This window comes from Pseudomonas sp. TE12508 (assembly GCF_056279485.1).
In genome coordinates this window covers 13,688-34,828 of the sequence record NZ_JBWCCN010000028.1, presented here as the reverse complement: position 1 = coordinate 34,828, position 21,141 = coordinate 13,688, and the positions used below count along the sequence as shown (strand labels likewise).

Below are 21,141 nucleotides of genomic sequence, written 5' to 3'. Positions count from 1 at the left end.
AGGTATTCCTCTCTAAACGTCAAAAGTAACCAATTGATACGTTTGTACCAGACAGGCAATAAAAAGCCGCCTGTTATAGGCGGCTTTTTAATTGAAACACTTACGCTTGTGGCCGCATGTGCGGGAACAGAATCACGTCGCGGATGGACGGTGAGTTGGTCAGCAACATCACCAGACGGTCGATGCCGATCCCTTCACCGGCCGTTGGCGGCATGCCGTACTCCAGCGCGCGAACGAAGTCGGCGTCGTAGTGCATGGCTTCGTCGTCGCCGGCATCCTTGTCGGCCACCTGCGCCATGAAACGCTCGGCCTGGTCTTCGGCGTCGTTCAACTCAGAGTAGGCGTTGGCGATTTCACGGCCACCGATGAACAGTTCGAAACGGTCGGTGACGTTCGGGTTCTCGTCGTTACGACGGGCCAGCGGCGACACTTCGAACGGGTACTGGGTGATGAAGTGCGGCTGCTCCAGCTTGTGCTCGACCAGCTCTTCGAAAATCATTACCTGCAGCTTGCCCAGACCTTCGAAGCCCAGCACCTTGGCGCCGGCCTTCTTGGCGATGGCGCGGGCCTTGTCGATATCGGTCAGGTCGTCAGCGGTCAGCTCAGGGTTGTACTTGAGGATCGAGTCGAATACCGACAGACGCACGAACGGCTCGCCGAAGTGGAACACCTTGTCGCCGTACGGCACGTCGGTGCTGCCCAGAACCAGCTGAGCCAGTTCGCGGAACAGCTCTTCGGTCAGGTCCATGTTGTCTTCGTAGTCGGCGTAAGCCTGGTAGAACTCCAACATGGTGAATTCAGGGTTGTGACGAGTCGAAACGCCTTCGTTACGGAAGTTGCGGTTGATCTCGAAGACTTTCTCGAAACCGCCGACGACCAAACGCTTGAGGTACAGCTCAGGCGCGATACGCAGGAACATTTCCATGTCCAGCGCGTTGTGATGCGTCTCGAACGGCTTGGCCGCCGCGCCGCCTGGAATGGTTTGCAGCATCGGCGTTTCCACTTCCAGGAAGTCACGCTTCATCAGGAAGCTGCGAATGTGCGCAATCACTTGCGAGCGAACGCGGAAGGTCTGGCGCACCTCTTCGTTGACGATCAGGTCGACGTAACGCTGACGGTAGCGCTGCTCGGTGTCGGTCAGGCCGTGGTGCTTGTCCGGCAGCGGGCGCAGGGATTTGGTCAGCAGGCGCACGCTGGTCATTTCAACGTACAGGTCGCCTTTGCCGGAACGCGCCAGGGTGCCTTCGGCGGCAATGATGTCGCCCATGTCCCAGGTTTTCACCGCGGCCAGGGTGTCTTCGGACAGGGTTTTACGGTTGACGTAAACCTGAATGCGACCGGTCATGTCCTGAATCACCATGAACGAGCCACGGTTGAGCATGATGCGACCCGCCACCTTGACCGGGATTGCAGCCTCTGCCAGCTCTTCCTTGGTCTTGTCCGCGTACTGTTTCTGCAAGTCTTCGCAGTAATTGTCGCGGCGGAAGTCGTTGGGGAAGGCATTGCCCTTGGCGCGCTCGGCAGCAAGCTTTTCCTTGCGCAGGGCGATCAGGGAGTTTTCTTCCTGTTGCAGGGCTTGCGGGTCGAGTTGTAGGTCGCTCATGTCTTTAAATATTCCATCACAGGTTCGTTGCCCCCAGCCTTCGGCTGGGGATCGCGGGCAAGCCCGCTCCCACAGGATCGCGGTGAATCAGCTGATCACTGCATGCATGTCTTACAAGCCTTGTTTCAGGCTGGCCACCAGGTATTCGTCGATGTCGCCGTCGAGCACCTTGTCGCAGTCGCTGCGTTCGATGTTGGTACGCAGATCCTTGATCCGCGAGGCATCGAGCACATACGAACGGATCTGGTGACCCCAGCCGATATCCGACTTGGTGTCTTCCAGAGCCTGGGAAGCGGCGTTGCGCTTCTGCACTTCCTGCTCGTACAAGCGCGCCCGCAACATTTTCATCGCGGTGTCTTTGTTCGCATGCTGGGAACGTTCGTTCTGGCAGCTGACCACGGTGTTGGTCGGTACGTGTGTAATCCGTACGGCCGAGTCGGTGGTGTTAACGTGCTGACCACCGGCACCGGAGGAGCGGTAGGTGTCGATGCGCAGGTCCGACGGGTTGATGTCGATTTCGATGTTGTCATCGATTTCCGGCGACACGAACACGGCCGAGAACGAGGTGTGACGACGGTTGCCGGAGTCGAACGGGCTCTTGCGCACCAGACGGTGCACGCCGATTTCGGTACGCAGCCAGCCAAAGGCGTATTCGCCCTTGATGTGCACGGTAGCGCCTTTGATACCGGCGACTTCACCGGCCGACAGCTCCATGATGGTCGCGTCGAAACCGCGTTTATCCGCCCAGCGCAGGTACATGCGCAGCAGGATGTTGGCCCAGTCCTGAGCTTCGGTACCGCCGGAGCCGGCCTGGATGTCCAGGTAGGCGTTGTTGGCGTCCATCTCACCGCTGAACATGCGACGGAATTCGAGTTTTTCCAGGGACTCGCGCAGGCGCTCGACTTCGGCAGCGACGTCATCGACGGCGGCCTGGTCTTCTTCTTCGGCGGACATCAGCAGCAAGTCTTTGGCATCGGCCAGACCGCTGTGCATTTCGTCGAGGGTTTCGACGATCTGAGCCAGCAGCGACCGCTCGCGGCCCAGTTCCTGAGCGTACGACGGGTTGTTCCAGACAGACGGATCTTCAAGCTCGCGATTGACTTCAGTCAGACGCTCATGCTTTTGATCGTAGTCAAAGATACCCCCGAATAGTTTCGGAGCGCTCGGACAGGTCCTTGATACTGTTAAGGATCGGGTTGATTTCCATGGCGGGCAGCACTCGTTGGCGAACTTTTGAAAGCCGGCGAGTATAACGTAATCAAGCTGTCACGGCAGCCCGCCCGGCGGCTTTAGGCGCAACATAAACCAGTGGCGAGGGGGCTTGCCCCCGTTCGGCTGCGAAGCGGTCGTAAAACCTGATTGCTGGGTTTGACTGAAAGAATGCTGGGGCCGCTTCGCGACCCAACGGGGGCAAGCCCCCTCGCCACAGTGTTTATGCCAGTCTTGGGAGCTTCACTTAATCTGAAGACTACTCGATCCCCACTTGATTACGCCCATTGTTCTTCGCCAGATACAGCCCCTTGTCCGCCGCCGAGATCAATTGCCGGCAGTCACTGCCCGGCTGCGGAATCATGGTCGACAGGCCGATGCTGATGGTCAGGCTCGAACCCTCGGTCGGGAAAATGTGCGGGATTTTCAACCCGGCCACGGTCTGGCGCAGTTTTTCCGCCACCATTCGTGCACCGCCCGGCGAAGTGTTGGGCAAGACCAGGACGAACTCTTCGCCGCCGTAACGGGCCGGCAAGTCCGAAGGTCTGGAGCTGGCGTCGCGAATCGCCGTGGCGACTTTGCGCAGTGCTTCATCACCTTCGAGGTGGCCAAAGCTGTCGTTGAAGGACTTGAAGTAGTCGACATCGATCATCAGTAGCGACAATTGAGTCTGGTCCCGCAGCGAACGCCGCCACTCCAGCTCCAGGTATTCGTCGAAATGCCGGCGATTCGACAGCCCGGTCAGGCCGTCGGAGTTCATCAAGCGTTGCAGCACCAGGTTGGTGTCGAGCAACTGCTGCTGGCTGACCCGCAGCGCGCGGTACGCCGCGTCACGTTGCAGCAGGGTCATGTAGGAGCGCGAGTGATAGCGGATACGCGCTACCAGTTCGATGTTGTCCGGCAGTTTGACCAGGTAATCGTTGGCACCGGCGGCAAACGCCGCGCTCTTGATCAGCGGGTCTTCCTTGGTCGACAGGACAATGATCGGAATGTCCTTGGTCGCCGGGTGATTACGGTATTCGCGCACCAGGCTCAGGCCGTCGAGGCCAGGCATGACCAGGTCCTGAAGGATTACGGTCGGCTTGATGCGAATCGCCTGGGCGATCGCCTGGTGCGGGTCGGCACAGAAATGGAAGTCGATGTTTTCTTCGTTCGACAAACCACGCCGCACTGCCTCGCCGATCATCGCCTGATCGTCCACCAACAACACCATGGCGGCGTTTTCATCGGTTTTGAAGTCGTCGAGCTGTAATTCATTCATGTGCGGTCACCTGAGTACTGCCTTGGCCACGATTGCTGCTAATGATAGTCATTTTGAGAAGATCTCCATCAATCGTGGCGCTATCTTGTCCAGTGGGCGAACTTCCACAGCCGCGTCGATGGCCGCGGCCGCTTTCGGCATGCCGTACACCGCACTGCTTTGTTGGTCCTGAGCGATGGTCAGGTAGCCCTGTTGGCGCATGAGTTTAAGCCCCTGCGCGCCGTCGCGCCCCATACCGGTCAGCAGAACGCCCACGGCGTCACCGCTCCAGTAACTGGCCACACTTTCGAAAAACACATCGATCGAAGGTCGATAGATCTCGTTGACCGGTTCGGCGGTGTAGGCGAGCGTGCCGTTTTTCAGCAATCGAATGTGATGGTTGGTGCCCGCCAGCAGAACCACGCCGTTTTGCGGCGGTTCGCCTTCCTGGGCCAGCCGCACGTCCAGGCCACTGGCGCTGGCAAGCCATTCGGCCATGCCAGCGGCGAACACCTGATCCACATGTTGGACCAACACGATGGCCGCCGAAAAATCTCGAGGCAGGCCCTTGAGCAGCACTTCGAGCGCCGCCGGCCCGCCGGCGGATGAACCGATGGCTACCAGGCGCTGGCGCGAGGCCGAATGGCGGTGTGGGCTCGGTGCCGATCGCACCCGATTGCTGTGGTCACCAATCAGCCAGCCAATGTTCATGATCTTGCGCAGCAGCGGTGCGGCGGCTTCCTGAGGATTGCCGCCGCCGATAGCCGGGGTATCGACCACATCCAGCGCGCCGTAGCCCATGGCTTCGAATACCCGGTGTACGTTCTGCTCGCGGTCGACGGTGACAATGACAATCGCGCACGGGGTCTCGGCCATGATCCGCCGGGTCGCTTCCACACCGTCCATCAACGGCATGATCAAATCCATCAGGATCAGATCCGGGGTGTATTCAGTGCAACGTTGCACTGCCTCGGCCCCATTGCCGGCGACCCAGATCACCTCGTGCGCCGGTTCGAACGCCAAAGCGCGGCGCAAGGCCTCTACCGCCATGGGCATGTCGTTGACGATAGCGATTTTCATGCCCGCGCGCCTCCAATGAGCTCAACCACTGCATCCAGCAAAGCGTCATCATGAAAACTCGCTTTGGCTAGATAATAGTCGGCTCCGGCGTCCAGTCCACGGCGGCGGTCTTCTTCGCGGTCCTTGTAGGACACCACCATCACCGGCAGGGATTGCAGACGGTTGTCGCGGCGCACCAAAGACACCAGCTCGATGCCATCCATGCGCGGCATGTCGATGTCGGTGATCAACAGATCGAAGTCCTCCGAACGCAGGGCGTTCCAGCCATCCATGCCGTCCACCGCCACCGCGACGTCATAGCCGCGATTGAGCAGCAGCTTGCGCTGCAACTCACGAACGGTCAGCGAGTCGTCCACCACCAGAATCCGTTTACGCGCCGCTTCGACGGCCTGATTGGCATGCCGGGCAATGCGCTCCAGACGCCCGGTATTGAGCAGTTTGTCCACCGAACGCAGCATGTCTTCGACGTCGACGATCAGCACCACCGAGCCGTCGTCGAGCAAGGCCCCGGCGGAAATGTCCTGCACCTTGCCCAGGCGCTCGTCCAGCGGTAGTACCACCAATGTGCGCTCGCCGACGAAGCGCTCGACTGCCACCCCGTAGATCGCCTCGCGCTCGCGGATGACCACGACTTTGAGGGTTTGCGCGTTGTTCTGGCTCGCCGGGCGATGCAACAGCTGACTGGCGGCAACCAGCCCGACATGCCGGCCTTCGTACCAGAAGTGCTGCCGGCCTTCGACCTGCACGATATCTTCCGGCGCCAGGTCGCACATGCGCTCGATGTGCGCCAGCGGGAAGGCATACGCCTCATCACCGACTTCCACCACCAGGCTGCGCACCACCGACAGCGTCAGCGGCACTTCGAGATGGAAACGACTGCCCGCGCCTGCCGTCTGCTCCAGCACCACGGCACCGCGCAACTGGCGAACCATGTGCTGAACCGCATCCAGCCCCACGCCGCGCCCGGAGACTTCAGTTACGGAGTCGCGCAGGCTGAAACCCGGCAGAAACAGGAACGTCAGCAGCTCCTCTTCGCTCAACTGAGCGGCGGTTTCGGCTGGGGATAACTGCCGTTCGACGATGTTGCGCCGAAGCTTTTCCAGGTCGACGCCGTTGCCGTCATCGCTGAGTTCCAACACCAGCAGACCGGCCTGATGGGACGCTCGCAAACGGATCACGCCTTCTTCCGGTTTGCCGGCCAATAGTCGTTGTTCCCGGGTTTCGATGCCGTGATCCACCGCATTGCGCAGCAGGTGCGTCAGCGGCGCTTCGAGTTTTTCCAATACGTCGCGGTCGACCTGGGTCTTATCGCCCTCGATCTCCAGTCGCACCTGTTTGCCCAGGCTGCGGCCGAGGTCGCGGACCATGCGCACTTGCCCGCTCAGCACGTCGGCGAATGGCCGCATGCGACAGGCCAGCGCCGTGTCGTACAGCACCTGCGCACGCTGGCTGGCGTGCCAGGCGAACTCGTCCAGCTCGGCGTTTTTTTCCACCAGCAATTGCTGAGACTCGGCCAACAATCGGCGGGCATCGCCCAAGGCTTCCTGGGCTTCGAGACTCAAGGCATGGTCCTTGAGATGGACGTTGAGGTTTTCCAGCGCCCGCAGGCCGTTGCTCTGCATGCGTTTGAGGCGCTGCATGGTGGCCAGGTGCGGCTTGAGCCGCTGGGTTTCCACCAGGGATTTACTCGACAGGTCGAGCAGGCTGTTCAAGCGCTCGGCCGTGACGCGCAATACGCGTTCGCCACTTTCGGTGGTGCGTTTAGTCGTGGGCGCTGGCTCGGCGGGCGCTGCCGGGGAGGCTTCGGCGGTGGCCGGCATGGGCGGCTCAACCTTGGGCGTTGGCGGTTCCATCTGAAGCTCTGCCATCGGCGGCGCGATGGGGGCAGTGGCCGCCATATGATCAAGCAGCCGTCCCATCAAGACGACGTAAGCGTCGATATCCGCAGGCGCCGGAGCGTTGCCCGGCGTCGCAATCCGCATCAGCAGATCGGTGCCTTGCAACAGTGCATCAATGTGTTCGGGCCGCAGGTACAGGCGCCCTTCCTGGGCGCTGACCAGGTAATCTTCCATCACATGGGCAACGCTGACCCCGGCATCGACACCGACAATCCGCGCCGCGCCCTTGAGCGAATGGGCGGCGCGCATGCACGACTCAAGGTAATCGGCTTGGGTCGGATCACGCTCAAGCGCCAAAAGACCTGCGCTCAGCACCAGGGTCTGGGCCTCGGCTTCGAGGCTGAACAGTTCCAGCAAAGAGGCGTCACGCATTTGCTCGGGGGTCATGTGAGGCTCCGGGTCACGGCGGATAGCAGCTGCTCTTCATCCAGCCAACGCAGGCTGCGACCTTTGAATTGCAAGACGCCACGGGTGTATCTGGCGCTGGCCTGGGTGCCGGATTGGGACGCCGCATCGAGAATGCGCTCCTCGATGGCGTGAATCCCGTCCACCTCATCCACCGGTACCACCACCGGCCCGCCGTGGGCGGCGATGATCAGCATCCGCGGCATCACCCGCGCGCCGGATGCCACGCCACTGGTGCCGTCGAGCCCCAGCAACTCCACCAGCGACAGGCACGCTACCAAGGCACCGCGCACATTCGCCACGCCGAGCAACGCCCCGGAGCGCTGGTGCGGCAAGGAGTGAATCGCTTGCAACGGCGCCACTTCGACCAGGCTGCGAGTGGCCAGGCCCAACCATTCTTCGCCGAGGCGAAACATCAGCAGCGAGCGGGTTTTCACATCGCTGCCGGCCACCGTGGAAACTTGCTCGCGGTCGTCCTGCTGCAAGGCATAGCGATCGAGCAAGCGCGTGGCGGCAGCCGAATACACCGCACAGTTGCGGCAATGAATGTGCTCGCTCAGCAATGGGCAGGACTTGTCGCCGTGGATACCTATTCGGTTCCAGCAGTCGTCGATGGCCTGGGCATCTTCATGGGTGACGCTCAAGGTGTCGGCGGCGCTCATCGTTTACGCTCACTGTCTGCGGCGCGCTCGCTGCGGGCGGCGCGGGCCTGTAATCGTCGGGCTCCCGCCGTGTCGCCCTGGGACTGGAGCAAGGCGGCCAGGTGCATCAGCGCATCGGGGTGTTGCGGCTCGAGGTACAACGCCTTGCGATAAAAGCCCTGGGCCTCGAGGGCGCTGCCGGCGACATCGCTGAGCAGCCCCAGCCAATAGAACACCTGCGCCACCGGCTCGTGACTGCGCAAAAAACTGTCGCACGCGGCGCGGGCCTCGGCGCTTTTGCCTTCATTGGCCAGCGCGGCGATGTTCGCCAGCAGCGTAGCGGCGTCTGAAGGGGTGGCCGAAGGGGTGGCGGCAACCTGAGGCATCGGCACGACCGTTGCGAAAGGCCGACTGCGCACTGGCGGCGGTGTCACGCTGCGCACCGGTTGTTGCACCGGCAGCGGCAGCGGCGTCGGAGTAGGCACGAAGGTCGCGAGCGGTTCCGGCGCACTTTGACGACTGAAGGCAAACGACTGCGGGATACCAATCGAACGCATGCCGAAACGCCCCAGCAGACTGCCCTCCGCCGGGCCGATAAACAGCACGCCGTCGACGTGGGTCAGGCGCTTGAGCACTTCGAACACTTGCTGCTGGGTCGGCTGATCGAAATAGATCAGCAAATTGCGACAGAACACGAAGTCATAAGGTGGCTCACTGGCCAGCAAGGCCGGATCCAGCAGATTGCCAACCTGCAAACGCACCTGTTCAAGCACGCGCCCGCTGAGGCGATAGTTGTCGTTTTCAGCCGTGAAATGCCGCTCGCGAAAGTCGATGTCCTGGCCGCGAAACGAATTCTTGCCATACAGCGCGAGCCTGGCCTTCTCCACCGACAGCGGGCTGACATCCATGCCGTCGACCTTGAACTGGTGCGGCGCCAGCCCGGCATCGAGCAATGCCATGGCGATGGAGTACGGTTCTTCACCGGTGGAACACGGCAGACTGAGAATCCGCAGGGCGCGCATGTTATTGATCGCCGCCAGCCGCTTGGCCGCCAGTTTCGCCAGCGTGGCGAAGGATTCCGGGTAACGGAAAAACCAGGTCTCGGGGACGATTACCGCTTCGATCAGCGCCTGTTGTTCGTCGCGCGAGCCCAGCAAGGCGTGCCAGTACTCATCAGTCGTTAGCGCCCGAGCCGCCGTGCAGCGCTGGCGCACCGCGCGTTCGATGATCGCCGGGCCGACCGAGCCCACATCCAGACCGATACGTTCTTTGAGGAAATCGAAAAACCTTTGATCGCTGCTCATCCCTGCTCCTCAAACTGCGCCAGGTCCAGCGGCGGCGAGGGAAACAACAAGGCGCGGACCTGTTCGTCCAGCAAATCGGCAACCCGCACCCATTGCAGTAAACCCTGGGCATCTTCGCGCACCGGCCCCAGGTACGGCGCCTGGCGATTGTCCAGGCCATAAGGCTGAAAGTCCGCCGGGTTGCAGCGCAACGTGTCGGTGGCCTGCTCCAGAATCAACCCGAGCAATTGCGCAGGCGTCGCCTCATCCGGCCGATAGTGCACCAGCACCAGCCGCGTGCTGGTGCGGGCCTGGGCCGGTTGGCCGAACGTCAGGGCGCTGAGGTCAATCACCGGCACCACCGCGCCGCGACAGGCAAACACCCCCGCCACCCAGTCCGGGGCCTGGGGAATCGGTTTCAACGGCAGCTGCGGCAGCACTTCGGCCACCTCGATGGCCTGCAACGCGTAACGCTCGTTGCCGATGCGGAACACCAGAAACAACGACTGTTTCACCGGCATCACCGCGCCGCGCTTGACCGCGAGCTCGCTCATCAGACTTTGAATCGCGAAACGCCGCCACGCAGCCCCACGGCCACCTGGCTCAGTTCATCGATGGCAAAACTGGCCTGACGCAGGGACTCGACAGTCTGGCTGCTGGCATCGCCCAACTGCACCAACGCGTGGTTGATCTGCTCGGCGCCGGTGGCCTGGGCCTGCATGCCTTCGTTGACCATCAACACCCGTGGTGCCAGTGCCTGAACCTGATGAATGATCTGCGACAACTGCTCGCCCACCGACTGCACCTCGGACATGCCACGGCGCACTTCTTCAGAAAACTTGTCCATGCCCATCACCCCAGCTGACACCGCCGACTGGATCTCGCGCACCATCTGCTCGATGTCGTAGGTGGCCACCGCAGTCTGGTCTGCCAGGCGCCGTACTTCGGTAGCGACCACGGAAAACCCGCGACCATATTCACCGGCCTTCTCGGCTTCGATCGCGGCATTCAGGGACAACAGGTTGGTCTGGTCGGCGACTTTGACGATGGTCACCACCACCTGATTGATGTTACCGGCCTTCTCGTTAAGGATCGCCAGTTTGGCGTTGACCAGATCGGCCGCGCCCATCACCGAGTGCATGGTGTCTTCCATGCGCGCCAGGCCTTGTTGACCGGAACCTGCCAGCACCGACGCCTGATCGGCGGCGGTGGAAACTTCGGTCATGGTGCGTACCAGATCCCGCGAAGTGGCGGCAATTTCCCGCGATGTCGCGCCGATTTCGGTGGTGGTGGCAGCGGTTTCGGTGGCGGTAGCCTGTTGCTGCTTGGATGTCGCAGCGATTTCCGTGACCGACGTGGTGACCTGCACCGAGGAGCGCTGCGCCTGGGACACCAGCGAAGTGAGCTCGGTCATCATGTCGTTGAAGCCGGTTTCCACTGCGCCGAACTCGTCCTTGCGATCAAGATCCAGGCGACTGCTGAGATCGCCGGTGCGCATGACTTCGAGGATATCCACGATGCGATTCATTGGGGCCATGATCGCGCGCATCAGCAGCAGGCCACAGAGGCCGGCGACGATGATCGCCACCAGTAAAGAGACGCCCATACTGATTTTGGCGTCGGTCACCGCTTCGCCGATGGCCAGTGTGGCTGCTTCAGCTGCATCGTGATTGCGCTCGATGAGGCTGTTCAACTGCTTACGCCCGTTGATCCAGGCCGGTGTCAGCTTTTGCTCCAGGGCAATGCGCGCTTGCTCGTACTCTTTGCGCTGGTAGAGGTCGAGGACGTTGCTCATTTCTTGATTGAAGACCTGATGACGAACTTCGAATTCGTCGAAAATGGCCTGATCGTCCGGTTGAAAAATGGTCTTGCGGTAGTAGGCCATTTGCTCGTTCAAGCGCTCTTCGAAGCTCTTGTACATGGCCTGGTCGGCAGCGGTCAGTGCGCGATTTCCGGAAAGACCGACAATCTGCTGGGTCAGGTTATAACTGTCGACCCAGGCACCGCGCATCATCGAACTGAAATACACCCCCGGCACCGAGTCAGTGCGGACCTTTTCTTCGCTGACCTCGATCTTGATCAGGTGAGAAAAAGACATCACGACCATCAACAACATGATCGCGATAATCACCGCAAAGCTCGCCAAAATGCGTTGGCGCAACGTCCAGTTCTTCACAGTCAGTCCTCGGTGCGGTTCGAATTGCGGGGGAGTATAGCCGAGGGTCTGTGGGAACGGGCTTGATCACGAAGAACGAAAACGCGGTACTCCTGACCAACCTTTGTGGCGAGGGGGCTCGCCCCCGCTCGGCTGCGCAGCAGTCGCAAACCCGGCCAATGAGTGCGCAAAAAGATCGCAGCCTTCGGCAGCTCCACCGACAGCGTTCACCCGTCCCTAACGGATAAACGCGATCCCGTAGGAGCCGCCGAAGACTGCGATCTTTTAAAAAGCGCCGCTTACACCGAAGCCTGCCGCACCTGCTTCTCAAGCTCGGCCTTCAACCCCGGTTCCAGCTTCAACTGCCGCGCCAGTTCATCGAGGTAGGACTTTTCCATGAAGTTCTCTTCGTCCACCAGCATCACACTGGCGATGTACATTTCAGCCGCCATTTCCGGCGTACTCGCAGCACGGGCGACGTCGGTCGGGTCCAGCGGTTTGTTGAGTTCAGCATGCAGCCACTGCTGCAGTTCCTGATCGTTGTCGAGCTTGGAGAACTCGCCTTCGATCAACGCACGCTCGCGCTCATCCACATGACCATCGGCTTTGGCCGCCGCCACCAGCGCCTTGAGAATCGCCTGGCTGTGCTGCTCGACTTGCGCCGCCGGCACGCGGTCGAGGGTTTGTGGTTCGGTCTTCGGCGCGGTGCCTTGCTGGGCCTGCCAATTTCCGTAAGCCTTATAGGCAATAACCCCCAGCGCGGCGAGGCCGCCGTAAGTCAGGGCCTTGCCGCCCACACTGCGAGCCTTCTTGCTGCCCAGCAACAGGCCCATGGCCCCGGCCGCCAAAGCACCGCCGCCGGCGCCCGAAAGCACACTGCCAAGCCCGCCAGCCCCACCACTACTGCCAAGCAAGCCGCCCAGCCCACCGGCAGCCGATTTGTTCTTCGCACCGCCAGCCTTGTTCTGCAACAGATCCTGACCGGACTTGAGTAACTGATCGAGCAATCCACGGGTGTTCATTTGCTGCCTCCACGAATTCGGGTTAACCGGATCATTAAGGCCATAGGACTGAACCGAAAGTGCCCGGTGTCGTGGGCGAGAGTGCTTCAGGATGTTGCTTGCCCTCGTGGCTGCTGATTTCAAATAAAAAACGGGGTGGATTTATTAATGAAATAAATCCACCCCGATTATTTTTTATTGCTTTGCCTATTACAGGTCCTCTCCTTAAAACCCTTAGACTTTTAGTTGCTGTTTAAGCGCCTCAAGCGCCTTTTCCTTATCAAACGGCGCAATTCCCGCAAGTTCCTCAAGAGCATTAAGTCTTTTAAGCTCGTCTAACCCCTCAAGCTCCTTACGTTCTTCAAGCATCTCAGCCCCCACAAATTCCTCAAGTTTCTTAAGTCTCTCAGCTCCCGTAAGCCCCTCGAATGCCTTAAGTCTCTCACGCCTCTCAGTTTCCATACGATCCACAATAACTTCAGGAGTTTCAGGCGCAGGCGCAGGCGCGTCAAGCCCTCTTGCTGCTACCGCTTCTTCCATTGTGATATTGTTGAACCTGAAGTCATTTCCGTAGTGGTGAGCGACATGGTTGAAGAATTTCAGCATGACTGAGCCGGTGGCTAATGCTTTGTATTGACCGGAACCAGACACCGGCCCAATGATATTATAGTTAACACCGACCGGTGACCCAATTGCTTCCTCTTTAACTGGATCTTTGATATGCAGGGTAACTGTAGTGCCATTCACGTTCGCGTTCCCGGTGCGAACAAAGCGAAGTTGATAAGTAAACTTGTATGTTTTTCCATTCTCCACCTGAATTGGACAAGCCATGATCATGCCCTGCCAATTTTTATTTGAATCACTAGTGTTTGATCCAACTCCCCCATGATTATTATATAGAGTACCTACATAGTTACCTTGAGCAACCCAACCTTGAAATAAGCCATTAATAAAATTCCACAGAGCCTTTTGATTGAAAGTCCTTGGAGTGGATACTGGGTAATCACCATATTTCGCAATGGCCGTGAAACTGTGCATACCCACCTTCACAGTCACTGGTGTGCTCCAGATTCCTAGAGCATCGACCGGCACAATGATGCCCGTCGAAATGTTTTTATCAAAAATCTCTACCTTAAGATTAGCGGTCGCGGTACCGGTCAATGTCACCACGGTATCAGTGCGGCCGATAACATTAAGGGTTGTGCCATTACCAACCTCGGTACTGTTGTTTGTTATCGAAGTGATTTCTGGCTGAACCAAGACAATCGACTTGATGGTATAGGTGCGCAAAGGAAAATTAACCTGTTTATCATCCTTGCTAAACGAAGCCTTAAATTCCATGGTCAACGTGCTGCCGTCTTTCAGGTTTTTCAACTCGCTGAGCGCAATGCTGCGAGTGTAAAAACCCTGAGTCATCCATTGTTGGTTGACATAAGAGCCGGGCGCCTGATGAATAACTTTACGGTAAGGAGTGTCATTGATGTTTGTACCGTGCAGGATCAGCCATACGTACTGGCCAGTGGCAATCAAAGGCCAAGTACCCATATGGTAAACGGCATTAGCCGTCAGGTTAGCGACATTCAGCTCCGAACCTTCGCCATTATTGGCGGCTTGTCTAATTATCGGTTTGGGCAGATCTTTCTGGTCAATAGCCTGCACAGCCAACGTCAACGTCTGCGACGGTATTGGATCGCCGTCTCCTCGGGTGATGGTATAGGACACCGTCACACTCAAGCCCAGGTTGAACGCCACCACGGTATTGGGGATTCTTATTTCCAGTCCGGCGCTGACCAGTGTGGCAGGTGATGTGTAAGAACCACCAGCTTGGGTACCGGGGGCACCGGTCCAGCTGACGCTCAGTTGACTATCTGGCGGCAGGGGCGGGGTCTTGGGCACGATAATGGTCACGTAGTTCTGGACCGGAGCCGAAACCACCAGCGGATCCAGGCTGTTGTTCGGCGCTTCCTTGACGGTAGGCGGGTTCAACTCTAGCAAACCCGTCACATTCACCACCCACGCTGCCGAAACCTGACCACTGCCATACAGCGCCTTAGCCGTCAGGCGACGCACACCGACCGCGACGGACACAGTTGCGGTCCAAGTCCCGCCCACTGCGGTGAGTGCGCCTCCTATTGGGGCATCTCCATCATAGAGCTGCACTTTTTGGCCAGCACTGGCACTACCCGTGATCGTGATCGAGGTCTCGGTCGTGGTGCCACCATTGGCGATTTCACCCTTTGAATCCCTCACGCGGTTGATTACTGGTGGCACAGTTACGGCCTCACCAATCACCTGCGCCTTGGCCTCCCTCGAGGAATATTTCTGCTCGCCGTTTCTTTTCAGCACATACTTCACGGTCACGGTCTTGGCGGAAATAACCTTGTCATTTGGGATCTCCAGTACGACACGCACCGGATCCCCGAAGTCGTCCGCCTGAACATTCCCTCTTACGGTCAGCACCACATCCGGCAGCCCCGGTGATTGGCCGGTGTAGGTTGCGTCGATGAGGTCGCCCACTTTGAAGCGAGGGTCTCTCACCAGGATAATCACATACAGGTAAGCCCCCAGTTTTTCCAGGTTGATGAAGTGTGACAAGTCTTCGGCTTCACTCAGAATTTCGCGCAGAATCGCAGCTGGCAAGCGCGCGCCCGCCAGATCCACGTCCACGGTCTGCGTGGCCGACCAGGGCGAATCGGTGTCTGGACCGTTGCCGAGTTGGTCGGTCACGGTGTAGGAAAACGGGAAGTGCTCATGGTCTCGACCGGCCACTAGGTCGGCGCGCGTAACGAAGAAGCGCACCGTGGTCGGAACGGGCAAGCCATGACTTGGTGGCGTCGGGGCTTCGTCCTCGGTGACGTTGTAATACACATCATAACCGTTGCAGTTCAGCCAAATGCGGTCATACGCCCGGCAGTAAGGGTACGACACGCTCACCTCAGCCCCATCCACGGGGAAGTCAGCGCCGACGCCGTTCTTGATCGCGTCCGGCAGGATCAACTCCAGCTCGGAGTGTCCGCCGTCACCTGGGGTACTGTCCTCAATGCCGGGCCGGATGGCGTTGTACAGCAACGTCAGCGCCGGTGTGGAGCTGCCAAGGTTCTGGCTGCGGCGAATCACGGTGTACACCAGTTGGTTGACGCGGCCGGGCAGCAACAGGCCCTTCGGAATATACAACGTGACGCCCGTCGTATCGTCCAGGGTTTGTGTGCTGTCGATGCCCGGCTGACCGTTGAGATCGAGCCTGACGGTATCGCCCGCAGCCTGCCCCAGGTAAGGGTCAACCTGTACCGCCAGCCCCTTGGGTTTAGCGTTATAGCTGTGGAGGGACACCCCATAATGGGCGCCCTTTACCGATTCCGTACCAAGCGGGATTTGGGGTAGATACAACGTCAGCACAGTGTTATCGAATTCCCCAGACAGATCGCTAGCCATGAGAAGACTCCTTGTTATGGATGAGGCGGTTGGGCGACAAGTGGACAGGGGTTATCAGACGCCCGACAAGGAGGGGTTGGCTACTGTCAGAACTAACAGGTAGGGGTTTTTTCCAGACGAGCGGTAGAGGGTTTGCCCTCCCGCCCCGCACAAACCAACCCATCGATTTAAAAGATATACACTCGGATGAATCGATAAAAACCGCCCACCCGGTAATTCCCCATGATGACCCTGCGTCAGATCCGCCACTTCATCGCCGTGGCCGAGACCGGTTCGATCTCCGCCGCCGCGCAAACCGCCTTCATTTCCCAGTCCACCCTGACCCTGGCCATCCAGCAACTGGAGCAGGAAATCGGTGTCGGCCTGTTCAATCGCCACGCCAAGGGCATGACCCTGACCCACCAGGGGCATCAATTCCTGCGTCAGGCACACCTGATTCTGGCCACGGTGGACAATGCCAAACGCAGCCTGCAACAGAGCACCGATCAGGTTGCCGGGCAGTTGATCATCGGCGTGACCAGCCTGGTCGCCGGTTATTACCTGGCGGATTTGCTCACCCGATTCCAGCGCGCTTACCCCAACGTTGAAATACGCGTGATGGAAGATGAGCGGCCGTACATCGAGCATTTGCTGGTCAGCGGTGAAATTGATGTGGGCGTGCTGATCCTCTCCAATCTGGAAGACCGCCACGCCTTGCAGACCGAAGTGTTGACCCATTCGCCCCATCGACTGTGGCTACCGGCCCAGCATCCGCTGCTGGAACACGACAGCATCAACCTCGCCGATGTCGCTCGCGAGCCGCTGATTCAGCTGAACGTCGATGAAATGGACCGCAACGCCCAGCGCATGTGGTCGGCGGCCTCGCTGCAACCGCGCATCACCTTGCGAACAGCCTCGACGGAAGCGGTACGAAACCTGGTTGCCGCGGGCTTGGGCGTTTCCATTCAGCCGGACATGACTTACCGCCCGTGGTCCCTGGAGGGCGACATCATCGAAGCGCGGTCGATCGCCGACCTGAGCCAGCCCCTCGATGTCGGTCTGGCGTGGCGTCGCGGCACTGCCCGGCCCGCGCTGGTGGACCCGTTCCTGACCGTCGCTCGCGAACAACCCCATGGCGGGCGCAAGCCATCTATTTAATCGAACGCCACCTTCAGTATTTAGTATTTGTCGACCACAAGCCCGGCCACTAGTCTTGAGGCATCTATAAGACGGCCGGGCCCAGTCACAGGGAATCCCATGGCCACACAAGAAAAGAGAACCCGAAAAATGACTGGCGCGCAGACTCCGTTGTTCACCGCGTTGTTGATCGACGGCGAGTTGGTCGCGGGCCAGGGTTTCGTCGAACCCATCCTCAACCCGGCCACCGGAGAAGTGCTGACGCACATTGCCGAAGCCAGCACCGAGCAGGTTGAAACCGCGATCCTCGCCGCCCACCGCGCCTTTGCCAGTTGGTCGCGGACCACGCCGCAGCAGCGCTCGAACCTGCTGCTGGACATCGCCAACGCCATTGAAAAAAACGCCGACCTGCTCGCCCGCCTCGAATCGCTGAACTGCGGCAAGCCATTGCACCTGGCACGTCAGGACGATTTGAGCGCCACGGTCGATGTGTTCCGTTTCTTCGCGGGTGCCGTGCGTTGCCAGACCGGCCAGCTCAGCGGCGAATACTTGCCGGGTTACACCAGCATGGTCCGTCGCGATCCGATTGGCGTGGTCGCATCGATTGCGCCGTGGAACTACCCGATCATGATGGCCGCCTGGAAAATCGCCCCCGCCCTCGCCGCTGGCAACACGCTGGTGTTCAAACCGTCGGAACACACGCCACTGTCGATTCTGGCGTTGGCACCGGCGCTCGCCGAGATCCTGCCGCGCGGGGTGATCAACATTATTTGCGGTGGCGGTGAAGGCGTCGGCAGCCATTTGGTCAGCCACCCGAAAGTGCGCATGGTGTCGCTGACTGGCGATATCGTCACCGGGCAAAAAATCCTCCAGGCCGCGGCGAAAACCCTGAAACGCACCCACCTCGAACTCGGCGGCAAGGCGCCGGTGATCGTCTGCAACGACGCGGATATTCAAGCGGTGGTCGAGGGCGTGCGCACCTACGGCTATTACAACGCCGGCCAGGACTGCACCGCCGCCTGCCGGATTTATGCCCAGGCCGGGATTCATGACCGCTTGGTGGCGGAACTCGGCGCAGCGGTCGGCAGCCTGCGTTTTGCCGGTAAACGTGATGCCGACAACGAGATCGGCCCGCTGATCAGCACTCGCCAGCGCGACCGCGTGGCCAGTTTCGTCGAGCGTGCCCTCGGCCAGCCGCACATCGAACGTGTGACCGGCGCGGCGGTGCATTCCGGTGCCGGCTTCTATTACCAGCCCACTTTGCTGGCCGGTTGCAAACAGAGCGATGAAATCGTCCAGCGCGAAGTGTTCGGGCCGGTGGTCACCGTGACCCGCTTCAATGAGCTCGAACAAGCGGTGGACTGGGCCAACGACTCGGAATACGGCCTCGCCTCCTCGGTCTGGACCCAGAATCTCGACAAAGCCATGCAGGTCGCAGCGCGTTTGCAGTACGGCTGCACCTGGATCAACAGCCATTTCATGCTGGTCAGCGAAATGCCCCATGGCGGCCTGAAGCGCTCGGGCTATGGCAAAGACTTATCCAGTGATTCGCTGCAGGACTACAGCGTGGTGCGCCACATCATGGCCCGTCACGGACAGCATTTATAAAAGCGCACTACGCTAACAATTAGCCATAACGGCATTGGCTTCACCCCGTTCAGAACTGCCCCGACCATAATTTAAAGAAGAGGGTTCACCATGCTTGTGCACAAGACCGCACTGCTCAGTGCAATCACCACGGCACTGCTGGCCAGCGCCAGCCTGCAGGCCGCCGAGCCGCTGAAAGCCGTCGGTGCCGGCGAAGGTCAGCTGGATATCGTCGCCTGGCCCGGCTATATCGAACGGGGCGAAACCGACAAGACCTACGACTGGGTGACCGGCTTCGAGAAGGAAACCGGCTGCAAGGTCAACGTCAAGACGGCCGGCACGTCCGATGAAATGGTCAGCCTGATGGCCAAGGGCGGTTACGACCTGGTGACGGCGTCCGGCGACGCCTCCCTCCGTCTGATCGCCGGCAAACGTGTGCAACCGATCAATACCGCATTGATTCCCAACTGGAAAAATCTCGATCCGCGCCTCAAGGATGCGCCGTGGTATGTGGTCAACAACCAGACTTACGGCACTCCCTATCAATGGGGCCCGAACGTGTTGATGTACAACACCAAGGTGTTCACGCAGCCACCTACCAGTTGGGGGGTGCTGTTCGAAGAGCAGAAGCTGCCTGACGGCAAATCCAACAAGGGCCGCGTGCAAGCGTATGACGGCCCGATCTACATCGCCGACGCGGCGCTGTACCTGAAAACCGCCAAGCCGGAACTGGGCATCACGGATCCTTACCTGCTCGACGAAAAACAGTACAAGGCCGTTCTCGACCTGCTGCGCGCCCAGCAAAAGTTGATCCATCGCTACTGGCACGACACCACCGTGCAGATGAGTGACTTCAAGAACGAAGGCGTGGTGGCTGCCAGCGCCTGGCCCTATCAGGTCAACGGCCTGATGAACGAGAAACAGCCGATCGCCTCGACCATCCCGAAAGAAGGCGCCACCGGATGGGCCGATACCACCATGCTGCACGCCGAGGCCAAGCATCCGAACTGTGCCTACAAGTGGATGGACTGGTCGCTCACGCCGAAGGTCCAGGGCGATGTGTCCGCCTGGTTCGGCTCATTGCCGGCGGTTCCGGCGGGGTGTAAGGCAAGCGAACTGCTGGGCGCCGAGGGTTGCAAGACCAACGGTTTCGACCAGTTCGAAAAGATCGCCTTCTGGAAAACTCCGCAGGCTGAAGGCGGCAAGTTTGTGCCTTATAGCCGCTGGACCCAGGATTACATTGCGATTATGGGTGGTCGCTAACACCAACTGATCGTTCCCACGCTCTGCGTGGGAATGCATCAACGGACGCTCCGCGTCCATTCGCGCAGAGCTGACGCAGAGCGTCACGGGCTGCATTCCCACGCGGAGCGTGGGAACGATCATCAATGAAGATTTCAGAAGTCCAGGCAAGGCCACTGTGACAATCCTCGCCTTTTTGGAGCTCCGCACCATGACGCTTGCAGTCCAGTTCACCAACGTTTCCCGGCAGTTCGGCGAGGTGAAGGCCGTTGACCGGGTTTCCATCGATATCCAGGACGGCGAGTTCTTTTCCATGCTGGGCCCCTCCGGCTCGGGCAAAACCACCTGCCTGCGCCTGATCGCCGGTTTCGAACAACCAAGCGCGGGTTCCATCCGTATTCACGGCGCCGAAGCTGCGGGGTTACCGCCGTATCAGCGTGACGTGAATACTGTGTTCCAGGACTACGCGTTGTTCCCGCACATGAACGTACTCGACAACGTCGCCTACGGTTTGAAAGTCAAAGGTGTCGGCAAGTCCGAACGCCAGAAACGCGCCGAAGAAGCCCTCGATATGGTCGCCCTCGGCGGCTACGGCGAGCGTAAACCGGTGCAACTCTCCGGCGGCCAGCGCCAGCGTGTGGCCCTGGCCCGCGCGTTGGTCAATCGCCCGCGTGTGTTGTTGCTCGACGAACCCTTGGGCGCCCTCGATCTGAAACTGCGCGAGCAAATGCAAGGCGAGCTGAAGAAGCTGCAACGCCAGCTCGGCATCACGTTTATCTTCGTCACTCACGACCAGACCGAAGCGCTGTCGATGTCCGACCGCGTGGCCGTGTTCAACAAGGGCCGCATCGAACAGGTCGACACGCCGCGCAACCTGTACATGAAACCGGCAACCACGTTCGTCGCCGAATTCGTCGGCACGTCCAACGTGATTCGCGGCGATCTGGCGCAGCAGTTGAGCGGCAATCCACAGCCGTTTTCGATCCGCCCGGAACACGTGCGTTTCGCCGAAGGTCCGTTGGCCAGCCATGAAATCGAAGTCAGCGGCCTGCTGCACGACATCCAGTACCAAGGCAGCGCCACCCGCTATGAACTGAAACTGGAAAACGGCCAGACGTTGAACATCAGCCAGGCCAACGTTCAGTGGCTGGATGTCAGCACGCAACACCAGACCGGGCAACGCATCAGCGCTCGTTGGGCGCGCGAAGCGATGATTCCGCTGCACGACAATATTGTGGGCGGGGTATGA

Annotated in this window: 15 protein-coding genes; 4 read left to right on the top strand and 11 right to left on the bottom strand. The window is 59.7% G+C overall.

Annotated elements, in window-relative coordinates; all coding sequences use genetic code 11:
- Positions 1-100: 100 nt before the first annotated feature.
- The 11 genes from lysS to ACZ9IM_RS28780 all read right to left on the bottom strand — a co-directional run bounded on the left by lysS (position 101) and on the right by ACZ9IM_RS28780 (position 15,947).
- Complete coding sequence (lysS, locus tag ACZ9IM_RS28830; RefSeq protein ID WP_008070398.1) at positions 101-1,603, bottom strand: lysine--tRNA ligase; 1,503 nt, start codon at positions 1,601-1,603, stop codon at positions 101-103.
- A 111-nt stretch (positions 1,604-1,714) separates the two neighbouring features.
- Positions 1,715-2,810, bottom strand: a protein-coding gene (gene prfB, locus ACZ9IM_RS28825) for a peptide chain release factor 2 (RefSeq protein WP_095920368.1) whose coding sequence is annotated in 2 segments (ribosomal slippage) — positions 1,715-2,737 and positions 2,739-2,810 — 1,095 coding nt in all. Because the reading frame shifts where the segments join, the coding sequence is not laid out codon by codon here.
- A 261-nt stretch (positions 2,811-3,071) separates the two neighbouring features.
- Positions 3,072-4,073: a response regulator gene (locus ACZ9IM_RS28820; protein WP_008070399.1), complete on the bottom strand. Its 1,002-nt coding sequence runs from the start codon at positions 4,071-4,073 to the stop codon at positions 3,072-3,074.
- Between the two features lie 48 nt (positions 4,074-4,121).
- Positions 4,122-5,132: a chemotaxis-specific protein-glutamate methyltransferase CheB gene (gene cheB, locus ACZ9IM_RS28815; RefSeq protein ID WP_476225708.1), complete on the bottom strand. Its 1,011-nt coding sequence runs from the start codon at positions 5,130-5,132 to the stop codon at positions 4,122-4,124.
- Positions 5,129-7,417, bottom strand: coding sequence for a response regulator (locus ACZ9IM_RS28810; RefSeq protein WP_476225707.1), 2,289 nt, complete (start codon positions 7,415-7,417; stop codon positions 5,129-5,131). The genes cheB and ACZ9IM_RS28810 overlap by 4 nt, the downstream gene beginning before the upstream one ends.
- A complete protein-coding gene (locus ACZ9IM_RS28805; protein WP_476225706.1) occupies positions 7,414-8,097 on the bottom strand; it encodes a chemotaxis protein CheW in 684 nt (227 codons plus the stop codon). Before ACZ9IM_RS28805 ends, ACZ9IM_RS28810 begins: the two co-directional genes overlap by 4 nt.
- The gene (locus tag ACZ9IM_RS28800; RefSeq protein WP_476225705.1) at positions 8,094-9,380 is read right to left on the bottom strand and encodes a CheR family methyltransferase; all 1,287 of its coding nucleotides are present in this window, start codon (positions 9,378-9,380) and stop codon (positions 8,094-8,096) included. The genes ACZ9IM_RS28805 and ACZ9IM_RS28800 overlap by 4 nt, the downstream gene beginning before the upstream one ends.
- Positions 9,377-9,913, bottom strand: coding sequence for a chemotaxis protein CheW (locus tag ACZ9IM_RS28795; protein WP_427625685.1), 537 nt, complete (start codon positions 9,911-9,913; stop codon positions 9,377-9,379). The genes ACZ9IM_RS28800 and ACZ9IM_RS28795 overlap by 4 nt, the downstream gene beginning before the upstream one ends.
- Positions 9,913-11,535, bottom strand: a complete 1,623-nt coding sequence (locus tag ACZ9IM_RS28790; RefSeq protein WP_476225704.1) for a methyl-accepting chemotaxis protein — start codon at positions 11,533-11,535, stop codon at positions 9,913-9,915. Before ACZ9IM_RS28790 ends, ACZ9IM_RS28795 begins: the two co-directional genes overlap by 1 nt.
- Before the next feature lie 278 nt (positions 11,536-11,813).
- Entirely contained in the window at positions 11,814-12,536 is a 723-nt protein-coding gene (locus tag ACZ9IM_RS28785; RefSeq protein WP_476225703.1) for a tellurite resistance TerB family protein, read from the bottom strand.
- Between the two features lie 213 nt (positions 12,537-12,749).
- Complete coding sequence (locus ACZ9IM_RS28780) at positions 12,750-15,947, bottom strand: hypothetical protein (protein ID WP_476225722.1); 3,198 nt, start codon at positions 15,945-15,947, stop codon at positions 12,750-12,752.
- Between the two features lie 222 nt (positions 15,948-16,169).
- Between ACZ9IM_RS28780 and ACZ9IM_RS28775 the strand changes: the two genes are divergently transcribed.
- The 4 genes from ACZ9IM_RS28775 (at position 16,170) to ACZ9IM_RS28760 (ending at position 21,141) form a co-directional block, all read left to right on the top strand.
- Complete coding sequence (locus tag ACZ9IM_RS28775; protein WP_476225702.1) at positions 16,170-17,084, top strand: LysR family transcriptional regulator; 915 nt, start codon at positions 16,170-16,172, stop codon at positions 17,082-17,084.
- Between the two features lie 129 nt (positions 17,085-17,213).
- Complete coding sequence (locus ACZ9IM_RS28770) at positions 17,214-18,671, top strand: gamma-aminobutyraldehyde dehydrogenase (RefSeq protein WP_476225701.1); 1,458 nt, start codon at positions 17,214-17,216, stop codon at positions 18,669-18,671.
- A gap of 90 nt (positions 18,672-18,761) precedes the next feature.
- Positions 18,762-19,913, top strand: coding sequence for a putative ABC transporter substrate-binding protein YdcS (ydcS, locus tag ACZ9IM_RS28765; protein WP_476225700.1), 1,152 nt, complete (start codon positions 18,762-18,764; stop codon positions 19,911-19,913).
- Between the two features lie 190 nt (positions 19,914-20,103).
- Entirely contained in the window at positions 20,104-21,141 is a 1,038-nt protein-coding gene (locus ACZ9IM_RS28760; RefSeq protein ID WP_476225699.1) for an ABC transporter ATP-binding protein, read from the top strand.

Bases quoted from the DNA above. Each gene is read 5' to 3' on its own strand.
- lysS (WP_008070398.1), bottom strand. From the start codon at position 1,603: ATGAGCGACCTACAACTCGACCCGCAAGCCCTGCAACAGGAAGAAAAC.
- ACZ9IM_RS28820 (WP_008070399.1), bottom strand. From the start codon at position 4,073: ATGAATGAATTACAGCTCGACGACTTCAAAACCGATGAAAACGCCGCC.
- cheB (WP_476225708.1), bottom strand. From the start codon at position 5,132: ATGAAAATCGCTATCGTCAACGACATGCCCATGGCGGTAGAGGCCTTG.
- ACZ9IM_RS28810 (WP_476225707.1), bottom strand. From the start codon at position 7,417: ATGACCCCCGAGCAAATGCGTGACGCCTCTTTGCTGGAACTGTTCAGC.
- ACZ9IM_RS28805 (WP_476225706.1), bottom strand. From the start codon at position 8,097: ATGAGCGCCGCCGACACCTTGAGCGTCACCCATGAAGATGCCCAGGCC.
- ACZ9IM_RS28800 (WP_476225705.1), bottom strand. From the start codon at position 9,380: ATGAGCAGCGATCAAAGGTTTTTCGATTTCCTCAAAGAACGTATCGGT.
- ACZ9IM_RS28795 (WP_427625685.1), bottom strand. From the start codon at position 9,913: ATGAGCGAGCTCGCGGTCAAGCGCGGCGCGGTGATGCCGGTGAAACAG.
- ACZ9IM_RS28785 (WP_476225703.1), bottom strand. From the start codon at position 12,536: ATGAACACCCGTGGATTGCTCGATCAGTTACTCAAGTCCGGTCAGGAT.
- ACZ9IM_RS28780 (WP_476225722.1), bottom strand. From the start codon at position 15,947: ATGGCTAGCGATCTGTCTGGGGAATTCGATAACACTGTGCTGACGTTG.
- ACZ9IM_RS28775 (WP_476225702.1), top strand. From the start codon at position 16,170: ATGATGACCCTGCGTCAGATCCGCCACTTCATCGCCGTGGCCGAGACC.
- ACZ9IM_RS28770 (WP_476225701.1), top strand. From the start codon at position 17,214: ATGACTGGCGCGCAGACTCCGTTGTTCACCGCGTTGTTGATCGACGGC.
- ydcS (WP_476225700.1), top strand. From the start codon at position 18,762: ATGCTTGTGCACAAGACCGCACTGCTCAGTGCAATCACCACGGCACTG.
- ACZ9IM_RS28760 (WP_476225699.1), top strand. From the start codon at position 20,104: ATGACGCTTGCAGTCCAGTTCACCAACGTTTCCCGGCAGTTCGGCGAG.